At 63.5% G+C, this 14,820-nt stretch carries 14 protein-coding genes; 7 read left to right on the top strand and 7 right to left on the bottom strand.

The genetic code is table 11. From position 1 onward, the window contains the following. Positions 1–18: 18 nt before the first annotated feature. On the bottom strand, positions 19–1,470 hold the full coding sequence (locus tag U0029_RS08890) for a CoA transferase (RefSeq protein ID WP_114852494.1): 1,452 nt from the start codon (positions 1,468–1,470) through the stop codon (positions 19–21). Between the two features lie 212 nt (positions 1,471–1,682). Between U0029_RS08890 and phrB the strand changes: the two genes are divergently transcribed. Next, positions 1,683–3,107 carry a deoxyribodipyrimidine photo-lyase gene (gene phrB / locus U0029_RS08885; protein WP_039051770.1) on the top strand — a complete coding sequence of 475 codons (1,425 nt, stop codon included), beginning with the start codon at positions 1,683–1,685 and terminating at the stop codon, positions 3,105–3,107. On the opposite strand, the gene U0029_RS08880 is transcribed toward phrB, so the two are convergent. Continuing rightward, on the bottom strand, positions 3,104–3,427 hold the full coding sequence (locus U0029_RS08880; RefSeq protein ID WP_012417501.1) for a tetratricopeptide repeat protein: 324 nt from the start codon (positions 3,425–3,427) through the stop codon (positions 3,104–3,106). The two genes, phrB and U0029_RS08880, sit on opposite strands and share 4 nt — an antisense overlap. A 130-nt stretch (positions 3,428–3,557) precedes the next feature. Between U0029_RS08880 and U0029_RS08875 the strand changes: the two genes are divergently transcribed. From U0029_RS08875 to U0029_RS08860, 4 genes are all read left to right on the top strand, one after another. Next, positions 3,558–4,052: a glutathione peroxidase gene (locus U0029_RS08875; RefSeq protein WP_114852493.1), complete on the top strand. Its 495-nt coding sequence runs from the start codon at positions 3,558–3,560 to the stop codon at positions 4,050–4,052. Positions 4,053–4,152: 100 nt separating this feature from the next. After that, positions 4,153–4,428: a lipoate protein ligase C-terminal domain-containing protein gene (locus U0029_RS08870; protein WP_012417503.1), complete on the top strand. Its 276-nt coding sequence runs from the start codon at positions 4,153–4,155 to the stop codon at positions 4,426–4,428. Then, a complete protein-coding gene (locus U0029_RS08865; protein ID WP_012417504.1) occupies positions 4,425–5,201 on the top strand; it encodes a lipoate--protein ligase family protein in 777 nt (258 codons plus the stop codon). Before U0029_RS08870 ends, U0029_RS08865 begins: the two co-directional genes overlap by 4 nt. A gap of 39 nt (positions 5,202–5,240) precedes the next feature. Further along, complete coding sequence (locus tag U0029_RS08860; RefSeq protein WP_114852492.1) at positions 5,241–6,056, top strand: RsiV family protein; 816 nt, start codon at positions 5,241–5,243, stop codon at positions 6,054–6,056. Positions 6,057–6,230: 174 nt separating this feature from the next. Here the strand turns inward: U0029_RS08860 and U0029_RS08855 are convergent, their stop codons facing one another. Then, positions 6,231–7,520, bottom strand: a complete 1,290-nt coding sequence (locus tag U0029_RS08855) for a Glu/Leu/Phe/Val family dehydrogenase (RefSeq protein ID WP_114852491.1) — start codon at positions 7,518–7,520, stop codon at positions 6,231–6,233. Between the two features lie 424 nt (positions 7,521–7,944). Continuing rightward, positions 7,945–9,351: an aminotransferase-like domain-containing protein gene (locus tag U0029_RS08850; RefSeq protein WP_114852490.1), complete on the bottom strand. Its 1,407-nt coding sequence runs from the start codon at positions 9,349–9,351 to the stop codon at positions 7,945–7,947. 846 nt (positions 9,352–10,197) lie between these two features. Between U0029_RS08850 and U0029_RS08845 the strand changes: the two genes are divergently transcribed. Together U0029_RS08845 and U0029_RS08840 are read left to right on the top strand one after the other, a co-directional pair. Then, positions 10,198–11,487, top strand: a complete 1,290-nt coding sequence (locus U0029_RS08845; protein WP_114852489.1) for an MFS transporter — start codon at positions 10,198–10,200, stop codon at positions 11,485–11,487. A 68-nt stretch (positions 11,488–11,555) separates the two neighbouring features. Then, positions 11,556–11,678, top strand: a complete 123-nt coding sequence (locus U0029_RS08840; protein ID WP_236824228.1) for a PepSY domain-containing protein — start codon at positions 11,556–11,558, stop codon at positions 11,676–11,678. Positions 11,679–11,702: 24 nt separating this feature from the next. Here the strand turns inward: U0029_RS08840 and ssuE are convergent, their stop codons facing one another. The 3 genes from ssuE to U0029_RS08825 all read right to left on the bottom strand — a co-directional run bounded on the left by ssuE (position 11,703) and on the right by U0029_RS08825 (position 14,817). Continuing rightward, entirely contained in the window at positions 11,703–12,290 is a 588-nt protein-coding gene (ssuE, locus tag U0029_RS08835) for an NADPH-dependent FMN reductase (protein ID WP_039051773.1), read from the bottom strand. A gap of 98 nt (positions 12,291–12,388) precedes the next feature. Continuing rightward, positions 12,389–13,510 carry an MsnO8 family LLM class oxidoreductase gene (locus U0029_RS08830; protein WP_114852488.1) on the bottom strand — a complete coding sequence of 374 codons (1,122 nt, stop codon included), beginning with the start codon at positions 13,508–13,510 and terminating at the stop codon, positions 12,389–12,391. Further along, entirely contained in the window at positions 13,507–14,817 is a 1,311-nt protein-coding gene (locus tag U0029_RS08825; RefSeq protein ID WP_114852487.1) for an LLM class flavin-dependent oxidoreductase, read from the bottom strand. The genes U0029_RS08830 and U0029_RS08825 overlap by 4 nt, the downstream gene beginning before the upstream one ends. Positions 14,818–14,820: the final 3 nt, after the last annotated feature.

Here is a 14,820-nt window from a genome sequence, read left to right as displayed (position 1 = left end):
AGCGCTCAGTCTAGCAGTCTAGGAAGATGGCCAAGCTGCCGGATGGGTGCCCGGCGGTACGGAGGGACGCGCCCACCCTGCGGGCGTAAGCGAAAACCGGGCCGCATGTGGAACGGCGCTCAGGGTGCCAAACCCGGATGGCGAGGTTTCAAGCAGGCTGCCGATCTCGGGCATCGGACAGGATAAGCCGCCCGGCACGCGGCCCAGTCTACGCAACCACAAACCCGTTCGCGCCAGCGACACGCGCACATGCCAGCTACCGCCTTCTGTCGCCTGACGGGCCAACGCGGCCTGCACGCCAAACGCCATGAGAAAACCCGAGGCGTAATCCAGAATCTGCATCGGCAAGGGCTTGGGGCTGGACTGCCCCGCCGCCTCGGCTTCGGCCTGATTAAAACCCGTGGCCGTCTGGACCAGAGAGTCAAAGCCCCGGCGGGCAGCCCACGGACCCTGCGGACCATAGGCCGACAAGGAGGCGTAGACAATACCCGGGCGAATACGCGCAACCTCCTGCGGGCCAAACCCCAACGCCTGCATCCCGCCCGGCCGGTATCCCTGCATAAACACATGAGCGCTGCGCAAGAGATGGCCCAACGCGATACGGCCGTCTGCGGTTTCCAGATCGGCATGGGCCGAAAGCTTGCCCCGGCTCGTATCGATGATGTTGTCGATATTGGGCAGATGTGGCGAGTTGACCAGCATCACATCGGCCCCATAAGCCGCCAGGGTGCGCCCACCAACCGGGCCGGCGATGATACGGGTAAGGTCGAGCACGCGAATGCCTTGCAGGGGCCGGGCTTCGGGGCCATATTTGGGCCATGGCCGGGGATCGGCGTCGCCGATGCGCTCGATGCTGACCAAGGCCTGACCGGCCAGCGCAGCGGCCTGCGGGAGGGCATCCCACTCATGGAAGCTGCGCATGGCCGCCACCACCAGACCGGCATCGGCCGCCACCTGCTCGAATTCCAGCGCCTTCCAGCGCTGCAAGGCCTGGGCTACGTCTTCGCGTGTAGCGCCGGCCGGACATCCCAACAGCGCCAGCGCCCCATCCCGGTGATGCGCGAAATTGGCGTGAATGCGCACCCAGCCCCCGTCACCGCAGCGATAGCTGCCCGATAGCTTGTCCCAGAGATCGGGGGTTACGCCATTGATCACAAAATGGCTGCGGCACTCCTGCGCGGCCGCAAGCATATCAACCGCGACCTGCTGGCGCGGCCTGCCGCGCAAATGCCAGATCTCCGCTGCGGCCAGGCCCGCAGCAGCGATACTGACCTGAGCTGCCGTGCCCACGGCAAACGAGGAAGGCAGAACCGGCTCAGCACCACGCAGCGCGACATGCTCGAGGGAGACATCGGGCAAGCCGGCCTCACTCCAGATATCGTGCAAGGCCTCTATCGAGGCAGCCCCGCCTTTGCTTTGATTGGCTCGGGCGCGGCTGAAGCGCCGGTGCAGATCCGCTAGATGTCCCATAAAACTTGTATTCGTCTGTTCTTGGCAGGACGATTACATGATCCTGAAGCCTTAACGTCAAGCCGCAGCGCCGCCCACCTGTTTCATGGTTTGACCGCCAGGCCGGCGGCGCCACGAGATTGGCACAGTTGGTCACATCCTTCCCAGAGTCTTTCATCCTCTAGGACGCAACGGCTAGAATGACGCCCCACCCCCCTTGGCTCCTTCCGCTGATGAACACGCTGGTCTGGCTGCGCAGCGATCTGCGCCTGCATGACAACCCCGCCCTGGCCGCCGCCGCCGCGCAAGGCCACACCCACGCGCTTTTTTTCGCCGCGCCGGGCCAATGGCAATCGCATGGCGATGCCGCAATCAAAATCGATTTCTGGCGCCGCAATCTCGTGGCCCTACATCAGGCGCTGGCCGAGCTGGGCTTCGACTTGTCGGTAATCACGCTGCAAGACTGGTCAGAAGCGCCTCAAGCCCTGGCCCAATTTTGCAGGCAGCACCGGATCGAAAGCGTACATGTCAACGCCGAGTGGGGCATCAATGAGCGCCGCCGTGATGGGGCCTGCGCGCAGCGGCTGCAAGCCGAGGGCATTGCGTTCGAAGTGCATCAGGGAGGCACCCTGTTGCCCCCTGGCAGCGTGCGCAACGGCAAGGGAGACCCCTACCGGGTGTTTACCCCTTACGCGCGGGCTTGCCGCGAAAAACTGCGCGTGGCCCCGCCCGCGCCCGTGCGCGCTCCCAAAGCCCAGGGGCCTGCCTTTGCACCAGCCGAGTTCGATTGGCCCCCCAGTGCGGAATTTCCCGCTCAGGCCGCCACACTCTGGCCAGCAGGAGAAACGGCTGCGCATGAACGCCTGCGTGCCTTTCTGGACGACGGTCTGATGCGTTATCACGAACGCCGCGACCTGCCCGCCGTGCCCGGAACCAGCGCCCTTTCCCCCTATCTGGCCTGCGGCGTCCTGTCCCCTGCGCAATGCCTGCGTGCCGCGCTGCGGGCCAACCAGGGAGAAATAGATAGCGGACAGACCGGGCCTCGCGTATGGATAACCGAAATTCTCTGGCGGGAGTTCTATCAGCATCTGCTGGCAGCCTATCCGGCTCTGTCCATGCATCAGCCCATGCGTCCTGAGACCGCCTACCTCGCCTGGCGCGACGCGCCGCAGGACGCAGCGGCCTGGCGGGCAGGACGCACCGGCATTCCCATCGTTGACGCCGCTCAGCGTCAATTGCTGGCGACCGGCTGGATGCACAATCGGCTGCGCATGATCAGCGCCATGTTTCTTTCCAAGAATCTGCTGATCGACTGGCGTTTGGGCGAAGCCTGGTTCATGGCTCATCTGATCGACGGCGAACTGGCGGCCAACAATGGCGGCTGGCAATGGAGCGCCTCCACGGGCGCCGACGCCGTTCCCTATTTCCGAGTATTCAATCCGATTACGCAATCCCAGAAATTTGACCCTGACGGGGTTTTTCTTCGCCGCTGGCTGCCCGAACTCGCCAATCTGGACAGCAAATCCATTCATGAACCATCGGACGCGCAGCGACGCGCGAGCGCTTACCCAAAAGCAATCGTCGATCTGAAAAGCAGCCGCCTGCGGGCCATAGAGGCCTTCTCGCGCCTGCCCCCTGCCGCCGCGCTGGGCGACTAATAGCCCTGTTTTTCGAGGCGGCGCAGAAAGACGGTCAATTCTTTGACGACCTGCTGATCGCCATGCTCTTGGGCGGCCTGCATGCCGGCCTCCCAGGCCTGCCGTGCGCCCTGGGGGTCGCCTGCGTCGAGGAGCGCCCGGCCCAGCCACTTCCAGGCCACCGAATACTTGGGGTCAAACCCCAGGGCGGCGCGCAGATGCGTGACGGCCGCGCTCAGCTCACCTTGCTCGGCATAGGCCTTACCCAGGGAAAAGCGCAGCAGCAGATTGTCTCGGCCTTGGGCCAACATGGCCTCCAGGCGTTCAGTCAGGGCTTGCATGGGACTCCAGGGATTCAAATGAGAACAGGCGCCATGATAGCGGTTGACTACTAGCGAATGCGATTTTTGCGCCGTCGGGCGCGCTACACTGACGGCCGGGCCAGTCTGGCTCGTTTTCACCGGAGGCTGCATGACCACCTTTTATGACTTCAGCGCACCATCCCTCAGCGCCGAGCCCATTCCCTTATCGCAATGGCGTGGTCAAGTCGTGCTGGTGGTCAACGTGGCTTCCCAATGCGGTTTCACGCCGCAATACTCCGGCCTAGAGGCGCTGTATCAGCGCTTCGGAGCGCAGGGTTTCACGGTGCTGGGCTTTCCCTGCAACCAATTTGGCCGCCAGGAACCCGGCGATGCCGACGAGATCCGCCGGTTCTGCGACACCCGCTACGGCATTACCTTCCCCCTGTTCGCCAAGATCGACGTCAATGGTGGCGACGCTCACCCGCTCTTTCGCTGGCTGAAGTCGCAAAAACCCGGCGTGCTGGGCACCGAGGCTATCAAATGGAACTTCACCAAGTTCCTGATCGGCCGCGACGGACAGGTGCTGGCCCGCTACGCGCCGACTGACGCGCCCGACAGCCTTGTTGCCGATATCGAAAAAGCCCTGGCTGCACCCGCCGCCTGAACGCAGAGCGCCGCGCGACTTCTTGTTATTTTTGAGCTGGGCTTTCATGCGACGCATACGGGCATGAAACTCACGCTGCCCTAATTTTTCGGAGACAGCCATGCATGGCGAATACAAAGTTCCCGGCGGCAAACTCGTCGTCGCCGATCTGAGGGTGCATAACGGCCTGCTGACCGATGTTCGGATCAGCGGGGATTTTTTTCTTGAGCCGCCCGAAGCCCTGGACGCCATCAACCACGCCCTGAGCGGTCTGCCGGCCGAGGCAGATGAAGCGCAATTGAGCGAGGCGGTCGCCCGGGCCCTGCCCGCTGACGCCGAATTATTCGGCTTTTCGCCGGATGCCGTGGCCGTCGTCGTACGGAGGGCGCTCGCATGACTCGCCCCGACTGGAAAGACTACGACTGGCAATTGCTGCATGAAGCGCCTCAGATGCCGCTTACGCATATGGCGCTCGATGCGCTCATCACCGACGAGGTCGGGGCGGGCCTGCGTCCGCCGACGCTGCGCATCTGGGAATGGGCCGCGCCGGCCGTCGTCATCGGCCGCTTCCAATCATTGAAAAACGAAGTCGACCCCGACGGCGCCGCTCGCCACGGCGTCACCGTGGTGCGCCGCGTCAGCGGCGGCGGCGCCATGTTCATCGAGCCCGGCAACACCATTACCTACTCGCTTTCCGTTCCCCAGGATTTCGTGGCCGGCATGAGCTTCCAAGACTCCTACGCCTTTCTTGACGCTTGGGTCATCAAGGCGCTCCATGATCTGGGGATCAAAGCCTGGTATCAGCCCCTCAATGACATCGCCTCCGATGCCGGCAAAATTGGCGGCGCCGCCCAGGCGCGCCGTGGCAAAGCCGTGCTGCATCATGTCACCATGGCCTATGACATCGACGCTGACAAGCTGGTCGAGGTATTGCGCATCGGCCGCGAGAAACTCTCGGATAAGGGTACGACCAGCGCCAAAAAGCGCGTTGATCCGCTACGCAGCCAAACTGGTCTGGCGCGAGAGGTCATCATCGAGCGCATGATCCAGACCTTCCGCAATATGGCCCCACTCACCCAGGTGCCGCTAGACAGCGGCGTGCTGGCTCGGGCCCAAGCCCAAGTCGAAGAAAAATTCGGCACCCAGGAGTGGCTGACGCTGGTACCCTGAGCCGTCCCATCCGGGACAGGTATTCGCCTGCGAGGTCTTATGTTCCCTTCCTCATCCCTGCGGCTGGCGGCCTGCGCCAGCCTCGCCTTTCTGGCGGCCTGCTCCAGCGCGCCGCCGGCCACCATCAGTCTTCCTCCCGGCGCTACGGCGCAGAGCGCGCCGCAGCCTGGCGCGGCCAGCAGCATCGGGGAAGTCCGCACGCAACGCATCGAATGGAAAGGCAGCAAACCCGGCTGCGAAGGGGAGTGCCCGACCATAGAAATCGATAGCGTCGCCTTTCCCGACATTCCCAGGCTGTCGCTGGCCGTGGATGAAACCCTGGCCAGCCTCACCGGCATCGACAGTAAACTGCGTGGCCAATACAACAATCTGTCGGAATTCACTCAGTATTTCTGGCGCACGGCCCAAGGCCGCGACGCGACGGTGTTCAAGGCCAGCGTGAAAAACGTCGGACAAGGTGTGGTCTCGGTCGAGTTGCACACGGGACAGTATTTCACCGGCGCCGCCCACGGCATCCCCGCCACGGTATTCCTCAACTGGCAACTGGCCGGCGGTCATCTGTTGCAGTTGGATGACCTGCTCATTCCCGGCCGACGCGCCCAATACGTGGAAGCGCTACGCCAGGCGCACCAACAGTGGCTGGCCAGCAACGAAGACGCCAAGCGTGATCCGGTCGCCTATAACCGTATATGGCCCTTTCAGAGCACGGATAACGTCGCCTTTAGCCGCGATGGTCTGGTCGCCAAGTACGATGCCTATTCCATCGCGCCCTACTCTCAAGGTGAACCGGAACTGCTGCTGCCCTGGAGCGCGCTGCAAGGCATCATCAAACCCGAATACCTCGGCAAACCCTGAGCGCTCCCCTTAGCGGCAGCGCAGCAGGATATTGTCGCTAGCCGCCTCGCTACGCCGAACGTGCGTGAACGTTGGCCCAGTTCAGCGCATTGCGATATGGCGTCATCGCGAAAAAAAACCGCAGGGCAAGCCCTGCGGTTTTCCTGGAACAACCGGCCTGAGAGGACCGGCTAATCAGGGGTAGAGACCACGCACCTGGCGCGCTTGCAAAATGCGGGTGCAGGCCACAATGAAGGCGGCCGTGCGCAAGGTGACATTATGTTCGCGGGCCACCTGGGCGATGCCGGCATAGGCTTCACGCATAATGCGTTCCAGGCGTTGGTTGATTTCTTCCTCGCTCCAGAAAAAGCTGGAGAAATCCTGCACCCACTCGAAGTACGACACGGTCACGCCGCCAGCGTTGGCCAACACGTCGGGAACGACGTAGATGCCATTTTCGCGCAGAATGTCGTCGGCTTCGGGGGTGGTCGGGCCGTTGGCGCCTTCCACCACAATCTTAGCGCGCACCTTGGGCGCATTGACGGCCGTGATTTGCGATTCCAATGCAGCGGGGATTAGGAAGTCGGTTTCCAGCCCCCAGAACTCTGCGTTGTCGAGCGCTTGGGCACCCGCAAAGCCCCCTACACCACCCGTTGCGGCCACATGGGCCAGCAGTTTATGCACATCGAGCCCGGCCGCATGATGGACGGTGCCGGTATGGTCCTGAGCAGCGATCACTTTGGCGCCTGCCTCATGGAACAGACGGGCGGCCGTGCCGCCCACGTTGCCAAAACCTTGTACGATGACCTTGGCGCCGGCGACTTCGACGTTGCGATCACGGGCCGCCTCGCAGGCCACCACGAAAACACCGCGACCGGTCGCCTCGACACGACCGAGACTGCCGCCCAGGGCGATGGGCTTGCCTGTGACGACGCCTGTGGCCGTGGCCCCCTCGTTCATCGAGTAGGTGTCCATCATCCACGCCATGGTCTGGGCGTTGGTGTTGACGTCAGGCGCGGGAATATCCTTGGACGGCCCGATGATTACGCCGATTTCACTGGTATAGCGGCGCGTGACGCGCTCCAGCTCGGACTGCGAGAACAGCCTCGGGTCCAGGCGCACCCCCCCCTTGGCGCCGCCATAAGGCAGGTTAACGGCTGCGTTCTTGATCGACATCCAGGCGGCGAGCGCCATCACTTCCGACAGCGTCACGTCCTGATGGAAACGCACGCCGCCCTTGCCTGGACCACGCGAGGTGTTGTGCTGCACGCGATAGCCCTCGAAATGGGCAATGCGGCCGTTGTCCAGCTCGATGGGCACATCGACGACCAGGGCGCGCTTGGGACGCTTGAGCGTCTCGACCCAACGCGCCAGCGAGCCCAGGTAGGGCGTGACGCGATCGACCTGTTGCAAATAAACCCCCCAAGGACCGAGGTGCTCGGCATCGAGGTAGGACGGCAATGCATGTACTGGAGCTTGTGACATAGGAGCGCTCTCCGGGCTGAGTTTGGCGAATTTTACCCGCGACATTAATATGTCCCCTAAATTGTTGCCAATTTATTTAATGGTGACACATCTAGAACCAACAACGACGTTTCCTATAGTGGCGCTCTCCCCCTGCCTGCGCAAGAGGCCGTGAAATAACAGCCGGCGTGCGGCGCACCGCCTGCGCGCCATGACAGACCCGCGGCGACATTCCAGCCTGCGCCTCACCAAGAATCGGGTCTGTGCTGGCAGGCTGCTGGCCCGCCCAAGATTCCAGGACAGACGCTCAATAGAGGCCTGCATGGCCGCTGCTCAGAAAAGCGATAAACCGCCCGCCCGGCGCCGGCGTTTCAAGTTTGACGCGAGACAGGCAGGCCTCAAGTCAGGCCGGTCGACATCCATTCGCGCAGGGCGGCGCTTCTGCTCACACCACGCCTGAGACCCTGGGCAGGCCCGGGTCGGCGAGAATGCCTGCTAAACGGCGCAGGCCGATTTCGAGGGCGGCCAGATCAGCCGCCCCTCCCAGAGAGATGCGCACAGCGTGGGGCACGCGGTCTAGCGCGCTGAAGGCTGCCGAGGGGGTCACGCCCAGACCCTGATCCTGGGCCGCCCGGATCAAACGGTGCTCATCCCAACCCGGCGGCAAGGTCAGCCAGCGATGCAGGCCGCCAGGATGGGCCAGCGAAGCGGTCGGAAGAATACCGGCCGCCAATGTCTGACGGCGTTCCAGCTCGGCACGAACCTCTCCCAGCCATCGCTGCGCCGCGCCGCTTTCTATCATTTGGGTCGCCACCGCCGTCATCCAGGCTGAGGGCATTAGCGTGATGGAGCGCAGCGCATCGAGCAGCGGCGCTTGCGGCTCGCCGGCCGGCGTCACGATATAGGCGGTGCGCAGCCCCGGCGCCAGGGTCTTGGACAGGGTGCTGACATAGAACACCGGCGCGCCGCCTTGATAGCTGGCGAATGGCGCCGGCGCATCGCCTGCCAGCAAGTAATAGGGATCATCTTCAATAATAGCCACGCCGTGCCGGCTGGCGATGTCGTAAATCTCCGCGCGCCGCGGAGCCGACATGGTGATGGTGGTCGGGTTGTGTATCGTCGGATTGAGGTAGAGCAGCGCCGGGCGGCGCGCAACGCATGCCTGCTCCAACGCCTGCGGCAACATGCCCTGCTCATCGCCAGGCACCGGACAAATCTCCCGGCGCAAGGTGCTGGCGGCAGCCAGCAGGCCCGGATAGGTCAGCGTGTCGGTCAGCACCCCATCCCCTTCACGGCTGCGCGCCAGCATCAGCCCAGCCAGCGCCGTCTGCGCGCCCGAGCAGACAATCACCCGAGCGCGCTCGATACGACCCAAGACCGGGCGTAACCATAATGCACCGGCCTCACGGTCCAGCGCCGCACCAGGCCCGACGTGATAGCTCATCAGGGCATCTTTGGACAGGCGCGCCTGCGCATGGGCGGCCGCTAGCTGCAAGGCGCGGCCAAACGCGACACTACCGGTCAAGGGCGGGATATTCATGCTCAGATCCACGGTAGACCCGGCGTCGCCGCTGATTTCAGCAGGTAAGGCGATATAGGTCCCGCGGGCGCCATGCACGGCCAGCAGACCGGAAGCGCGCAAGGCATTGTAGGCACGGGTCACGGTCGTGAGGTCCACGCCCAACTGCTGCGCCAGTTCGCGCTGCGGGGGAAGTCGATCGCCCGGCAACAGGCGTTGCTCGCGCGCGGCATCGATCACTTGTTGCGCAATCTGCTGATAACGCGGCCCCCTGCCCGGTGACAGGGGTTTCAACCAAGACAGCTCCGCTACATTGCCCTTCTTTCTGCTCATACTGCATGTATCCTTTCTGCATGGTGGCCGGATGCCATACAAACTTATATTCGCGCCTGTATGCAATTTTTCATAGGCGAAGACCGTTTGGGCATCGCGAGTGCTGCGCCCGCTACGGCGACGCCAGCCAGCGCCGCCGGCCAAGACGGGCTCAGGATGCAAGGTCAAGCATGATGTCCGGAACCCGCCTCCCGCCGTTGTCGGCAGCATCCGGCGCAAGCTTGCCATCCCCCATCGGGGCGCGCCGAGGGTCCGGCGCGTTCCGCTGAAGCATGATGGTCACACCTTCCGTGATTGTATGGAAATCCCCTCTTGAACTCGACCCCTGACGCAGACTGAGCCTCGCGGTCTATCCTAGCCCTATCGCATCAACGCCTGCGGCCGCAAGCGGCGGTTTGCTTATGTCTATCTGGAAGCGGCCTGCAGAAAATAGGCAGATTAGCCCCTGCGCCGACATCCCGCCCCGAGCGCAGCCGCTTGAGGGCATATATCCATACATTTTTTATACAAAATACAGGGCAGCTTATATTTTGCATGGTTTGTGATGGCTCTAATGCTGCGCTACACTCTCATCGTCCCGCCATATCTGCGGCCGAGCATCGCCGAGGGCCAGCCCGCCCCGTTGCAGTACCTCCATAAGTCTGCCTCGTCATACGTCACGAGCGCGCCTCGCGTGCGCCGCGCCGCCTCTCTCAGCGTGCCTAGTTGCCACTGGCAGGCCTCCTACCCGGATCAAACCTACGCCTGCGCTGCGCATCCAAAAGCTGCACGGTGACACCCCGCGTGCCAAGAATCGCGCGCGCCCCTTTGCTGGCGCGCTGTTGTTTATTGATCGAACGAGCCTCCATGTCTTCCGCTTCTGCCCCCAGCGCTCCCGCTGGACGACGTATCAACTCCCCATTCCAGGTGTTGACCGCTAGCCTCATCGGCACCACCATCGAATTCTTCGACTTCTACGTTTACGCAACCGCCGCCGTGCTGGTGTTCCCGACGCTGTTCTTTCCCAACAGCGATCCGACGACTGCCCTGCTCGCATCGTTCGCCACCTTCTCCATCGCCTTTTTCGCTCGCCCGGTAGGCGCCCTGGTCTTTGGGCACTATGGCGATCGCATTGGCCGCAAAAAAACCCTGATCGCCGCCTTGCTAACCATGGGAATTTCCACCGTGGTCATCGGCCTGCTCCCCAGCTACGAGACCGCTGGCGTGGTCGCGCCTTTGCTGCTCGCGCTGTGCCGTTTCGGCCAGGGTTTCGGTCTGGGCGGCGAATGGGGCGGCGCGCTGCTGCTCGCCACGGAAAACGCCACCGAGAAAAACAAGAGCTGGTACGGCATGTTTCCCCAACTGGGCGCCCCAGTCGGGCTGTTTCTAGCGTCCGGCGCGTTCTGGGCGCTCATGCACTTCATTTCGCAGGAAGCCCTGCTGTCTTGGGGCTGGCGCATTCCCTTCCTGGCATCGGCCGCGTTGATCGCCGTGGGCCTGTGGGTACGCTTCTCGATCACTGAAACGCCGGAATTCGCCCGTGCCGCCGAAAAGCGCGAGCAGGTGGCCGTGCCCGCCATGGAGCTGTTCCGCCATCACAAGCGCAGCCTTTTTCTGGGTATCTTCCTGGGCCTCATGACTTTTGTCATGTTCTACATCTGCTCGGCCTATTTGCTGTCGTACAACGTCAAAACGGCCGGCATGCCCTTCATCGAGGCGCTGACCATCCAGCTCTATTCCTCGTTGTTCTTTGGCGGCGCGACCATCATCGCGGGCCTGCTGGGCGACAAGCTGGGCCGTCGCCGCGTGCTGATCGGCACCGCCTTGGCCACGGGCATTTTCGCCTTCCTGGTCGGCCCGCTGCTGACCTCGGGCGACACCGGCATCATCGTGTTCGCCATGCTGGGCATGACTATTTTCGGCGTGAACTATGGCGTGATGGGCACCGCCCTGGCCGAGCCCTTCCCCACCCGAGTGCGCTACACCGGCTCATCCATCGCTTTCAATGTGTCGGGCATTCTGGGCGCTTCGCTGGCGCCCTATATCGCCACCTGGCTGCAACTGCACTACGGCATCCAGTCGGTGGGCTACTACCTGCTCGCCGCGACCCTGATCAGCCTGTATTGCATAGTCGTCTCTCCCGCCAACAAGCTATAGGGGGCCGCGCCCACACCGCCTACCGGCCAGGGGCCGATACGGCTGCTGGACGAACTGGCGCAGGCGCGGTGATCTACCCCTTACACACGGGCGAGTTGGGCGGCGTCGCGGGCCAAGGCCTGGTGGCGCTGTTGGGCCTGGCGCGCTGGGCATCAGCGGCATCTGGCTATGGTGGCGCCGACGCGGCCTGAAGCGCCGTGCCTGAGGCCCGCAGTTCAAGCGATGGCGGCAATGGCCTCGGGCAAACGCACTTCCTGCTTGGCGGCGATACGGGGCTTGGCGCCCAAGGCCGCAAGCACCGAGGCGACGGCTTCGTTTAGCCGCTCATGAATGGCCTCCGAGATACGCAGGGCGCCCGTCTCATCAAAACCCACGTCCTGGTCCGTGGCATAGACCCCGGCCAGAATATGCCGCGCGCCCAGCGCGGACAGCACGGGTTTGAGCCCGTATTCCAGCGCCAGCAGATGCGCCGAGCTACCGCCCGTGGCGATGGGCAGCACGATCTTGCCTGCCAGGGCTTTTTCATCCAGAAGGTCCAGCAGCGCCTTTAGACCGCCCGCCAAAGAGGCCTTGTAAATCGGCGTAGAGACGACAAGAACGCGGGCGTCAGCGACCTGAGCGCGCAGGGTGCCGGCGGACGCGCCGGCATAATGCCCTTCGATCAAGTCCTGCGCGGGCACATCCCTCAGCCCGATCTCGCGGATAGCCTGCCCGTGGCGGGCGAGCGCTTGCGCGACATGACGCAGCAGCCCAGAAGAACGGGAACGAAGGGAAGGACTGCCTGCCAGAGTAAGTATCGTCATGATTGCGGCGATGGCGGCGCGAGCCGGCACATAGAGAGGAGGTAGGGGAATTCTGGCAGTGACACCGGCTCCCCGTAAAATACCGGCTTCACATGTCCTTATGCGTCCTTATGGCGTCCTTGTGCGAACCAGGCTCCCGCCAGCAAAGCAAAAGACGCCAGCCTGTCCTGGTGCCGGTAGGCATTGGTGGTGACAAGCAGCTCGTCGGCCTCGGTCGCCCTTTGCAGGACACGCAGGCTTTCAGCCACGCCCCGTGCGTCTCCCAGGAACTGGGTCTCGAGACGGTCGCGCACCAATTCGGGGTCGATCCCCGACAGATCGACCGTATCGGGCGCCGGATAGGGCTGCGCACCCTGCCCGCTGCGAATGCCGTGCACCCATGCGGCATAGGGTCTGGCCAGATAGCGGGCTTGGGCCAGGTTCTCGGCCACCAATACATCGGCCGACACCATCAAATAGGGGCGCGACAATCGCGGCGAGGGGCGGAAAGCGCTGCGATAGGCTTCGATGGCGTCGAACACGGTCGCTGGACTGACGTGATAATTGACCGCCAAAGGCAAACCCCGTTCGGCGGCCACCCGCGCTGACTCGCCCGCCGACGATCCCAGCACCCACACATCCAGGTCCGCGCCGACCCCAGGCATGGCCTGTGCAGGGCTGCCATCCTCGAATAGATAATCGCCGTTGATCAACTGAAAAATCGTCTCCACCGCCGCAGCCAGCGACAGGGGCTGCGCCCCAGGGTGCTGCAATAGCCGATCACGCGCCAGACTGCGCTGCGGCGTCATGGGTGGCGGCGCCGGCACCTTGACGCCCCGCACGATACGAGGCCCGGCCTGCTCCACGGCTTGGGCCAAGAAGGCGTGCGCCCGCTCTCGAGCAGCCAGCCCCCGGCCCAGACCCAGGTCGATCCGACCAGGATACAGCGCCTCCAGCGTGCCGAAAGACTCCACCACCGACAGCGGGGTATGGTAGCCCAACAGCGTCGCGCCCGACCCGACACGGATGCGTTCGGTCACGGCCGCTACCTGCCCGATGACCACGGGTGTGGCTGAACTGGCCAGCCCGCCTGATAGATGATGCTCGGCCAGCCAGTAGCGGTGATAACCCAGGCGCTCGGCTTGACGCGCCAGATCCAGGGTTTCGTTCAATGCGAGGCGCGCATTGCCGCCGGCGCGCACGGGGGCCAGATCCAGCACAGACAAAGGAACGACGCTCACGCCACGGCCTCCCGTTTGACCTGGCTTGAAACTGGCAAACCCAGATGGTCGCGCAGGGTCAGGCCGGTGTAATCCTGGCGGAACACGCCCCTTTCCTGCAATAGAGGCACCACCCTGTCCACAAAACCCTCCAGGCCCGAAGGGATCAGATGGGGAACGAGGATGAAACCATCGCTGGCATCGGATTGCACATAATGGTTGATGTCATCGGCCACCTGCGCGGGCGTGCCGACAAAGTCCTGACGCCCGGTGACATGGATGATGAGCTCGCGGATGCTTAGCTTGTCGCGCTGGGCAATCTCGCGCCAGCGCCGCGCCGTCTCCAACGTGTCGTCGTACTGCCTCGTGCGCCCGCGCGCCACGGTACTTTCCGAGACATCGGGCTCGATGTCTGGCAGGGGGCCGTCCGGGTCATAGGCAGACAGGTCACGGTTCCAGAGCTGCTCCAGCAACACCAGCGCCGTCTGCGGGCTGACCTGCTGGCGGCGCACGCGGGCATAGTTGTCTGCGGCCTCCTCGGGCGTATCGCCCAGCACCACCCCCACGCCAGGAAGAATCTTCAGCGCATGGTCGGCACGGCCATACTTGGGAAGACGATCTTTGACGTCCCGGTAGAAGGCCTGGCCCTTTTCCAGCGAGCCGTGGCGCGTGAAAATGGCGTCGGCCGACGCCGCCGCAAACTCGCGCCCGTCATTGGAATCACCTGCCTGGAAAATCACCGGCTGCCCCTGCGGCAAAGCGCCGGTCTGCAAACGCCCGCGAATGTCGAACTGTTTACCCTGGTAGTCGAAGCCACCCTCGCCGTCATCGCCGCCCTCCCACAGATGTCGGGCCAGCGCGACAAATTCCCGCGCGCGCTCATAGCGCTCACTATGCGGCAGATAGGCGCCACGGCGAAAGTTCTCGCCTGTAAACGCGCCGGGCGAGGTCACCACATTCCAGGCGGCACGGCCTGCAGACAGGATATCCAAGCTCGCCAGTTGGCGGGCCAGGTTATAGGGTTCATTAAACGTGGCATTGAGCGTGCCGGCCAGACCGATGCGCGAGGTGACGGCGGCCAGCGCCGCCAGCACGACTAGGGTGTTGGGACGGCCTACGACATCCAGATCATGCAAGCGGCCACGCTGCTCACGCAGGCGCAAGCCCTCGGCCAAAAAGAGAAAGTCCAGTTTTCCGCGTTCGGCCGTTTGCGCGAAACGCTCGAACGAGGCGAATTCGATCTGACTGCCCGCCTCGGGGTCGCTCCAGACAGTGTTGTGGTTCACGCCCGGAAAATGGGCGCCGAGAATCACTTGTTTCAGTGCCATGAT

This window comes from Bordetella avium (assembly GCF_034424645.1).
GTDB classification, from domain to species: Bacteria; Pseudomonadota; Gammaproteobacteria; order Burkholderiales; family Burkholderiaceae_B; genus Bordetella; species Bordetella avium.
This window is presented reverse-complemented; position numbering and strand designations above follow the sequence as displayed.

Coding starts and splice junctions, on each gene's coding strand:
- U0029_RS08870 (WP_012417503.1), top strand. CDS start 4,153: ATGCATGGCGAATACAAAGTTCCCGGCGGCAAACTCGTCGTCGCCGAT.
- U0029_RS08865 (WP_012417504.1), top strand. CDS start 4,425: ATGACTCGCCCCGACTGGAAAGACTACGACTGGCAATTGCTGCATGAA.
- U0029_RS08845 (WP_114852489.1), top strand. CDS start 10,198: ATGTCTTCCGCTTCTGCCCCCAGCGCTCCCGCTGGACGACGTATCAAC.
- U0029_RS08855 (WP_114852491.1), bottom strand. CDS start 7,520: ATGTCACAAGCTCCAGTACATGCATTGCCGTCCTACCTCGATGCCGAG.
- phrB (WP_039051770.1), top strand. CDS start 1,683: ATGAACACGCTGGTCTGGCTGCGCAGCGATCTGCGCCTGCATGACAAC.
- U0029_RS08880 (WP_012417501.1), bottom strand. CDS start 3,427: ATGCAAGCCCTGACTGAACGCCTGGAGGCCATGTTGGCCCAAGGCCGA.
- U0029_RS08875 (WP_114852493.1), top strand. CDS start 3,558: ATGACCACCTTTTATGACTTCAGCGCACCATCCCTCAGCGCCGAGCCC.
- U0029_RS08825 (WP_114852487.1), bottom strand. CDS start 14,817: ATGGCACTGAAACAAGTGATTCTCGGCGCCCATTTTCCGGGCGTGAAC.
- U0029_RS08850 (WP_114852490.1), bottom strand. CDS start 9,351: ATGAGCAGAAAGAAGGGCAATGTAGCGGAGCTGTCTTGGTTGAAACCC.
- U0029_RS08890 (WP_114852494.1), bottom strand. CDS start 1,470: ATGGGACATCTAGCGGATCTGCACCGGCGCTTCAGCCGCGCCCGAGCC.
- U0029_RS08860 (WP_114852492.1), top strand. CDS start 5,241: ATGTTCCCTTCCTCATCCCTGCGGCTGGCGGCCTGCGCCAGCCTCGCC.
- ssuE (WP_039051773.1), bottom strand. CDS start 12,290: ATGACGATACTTACTCTGGCAGGCAGTCCTTCCCTTCGTTCCCGTTCT.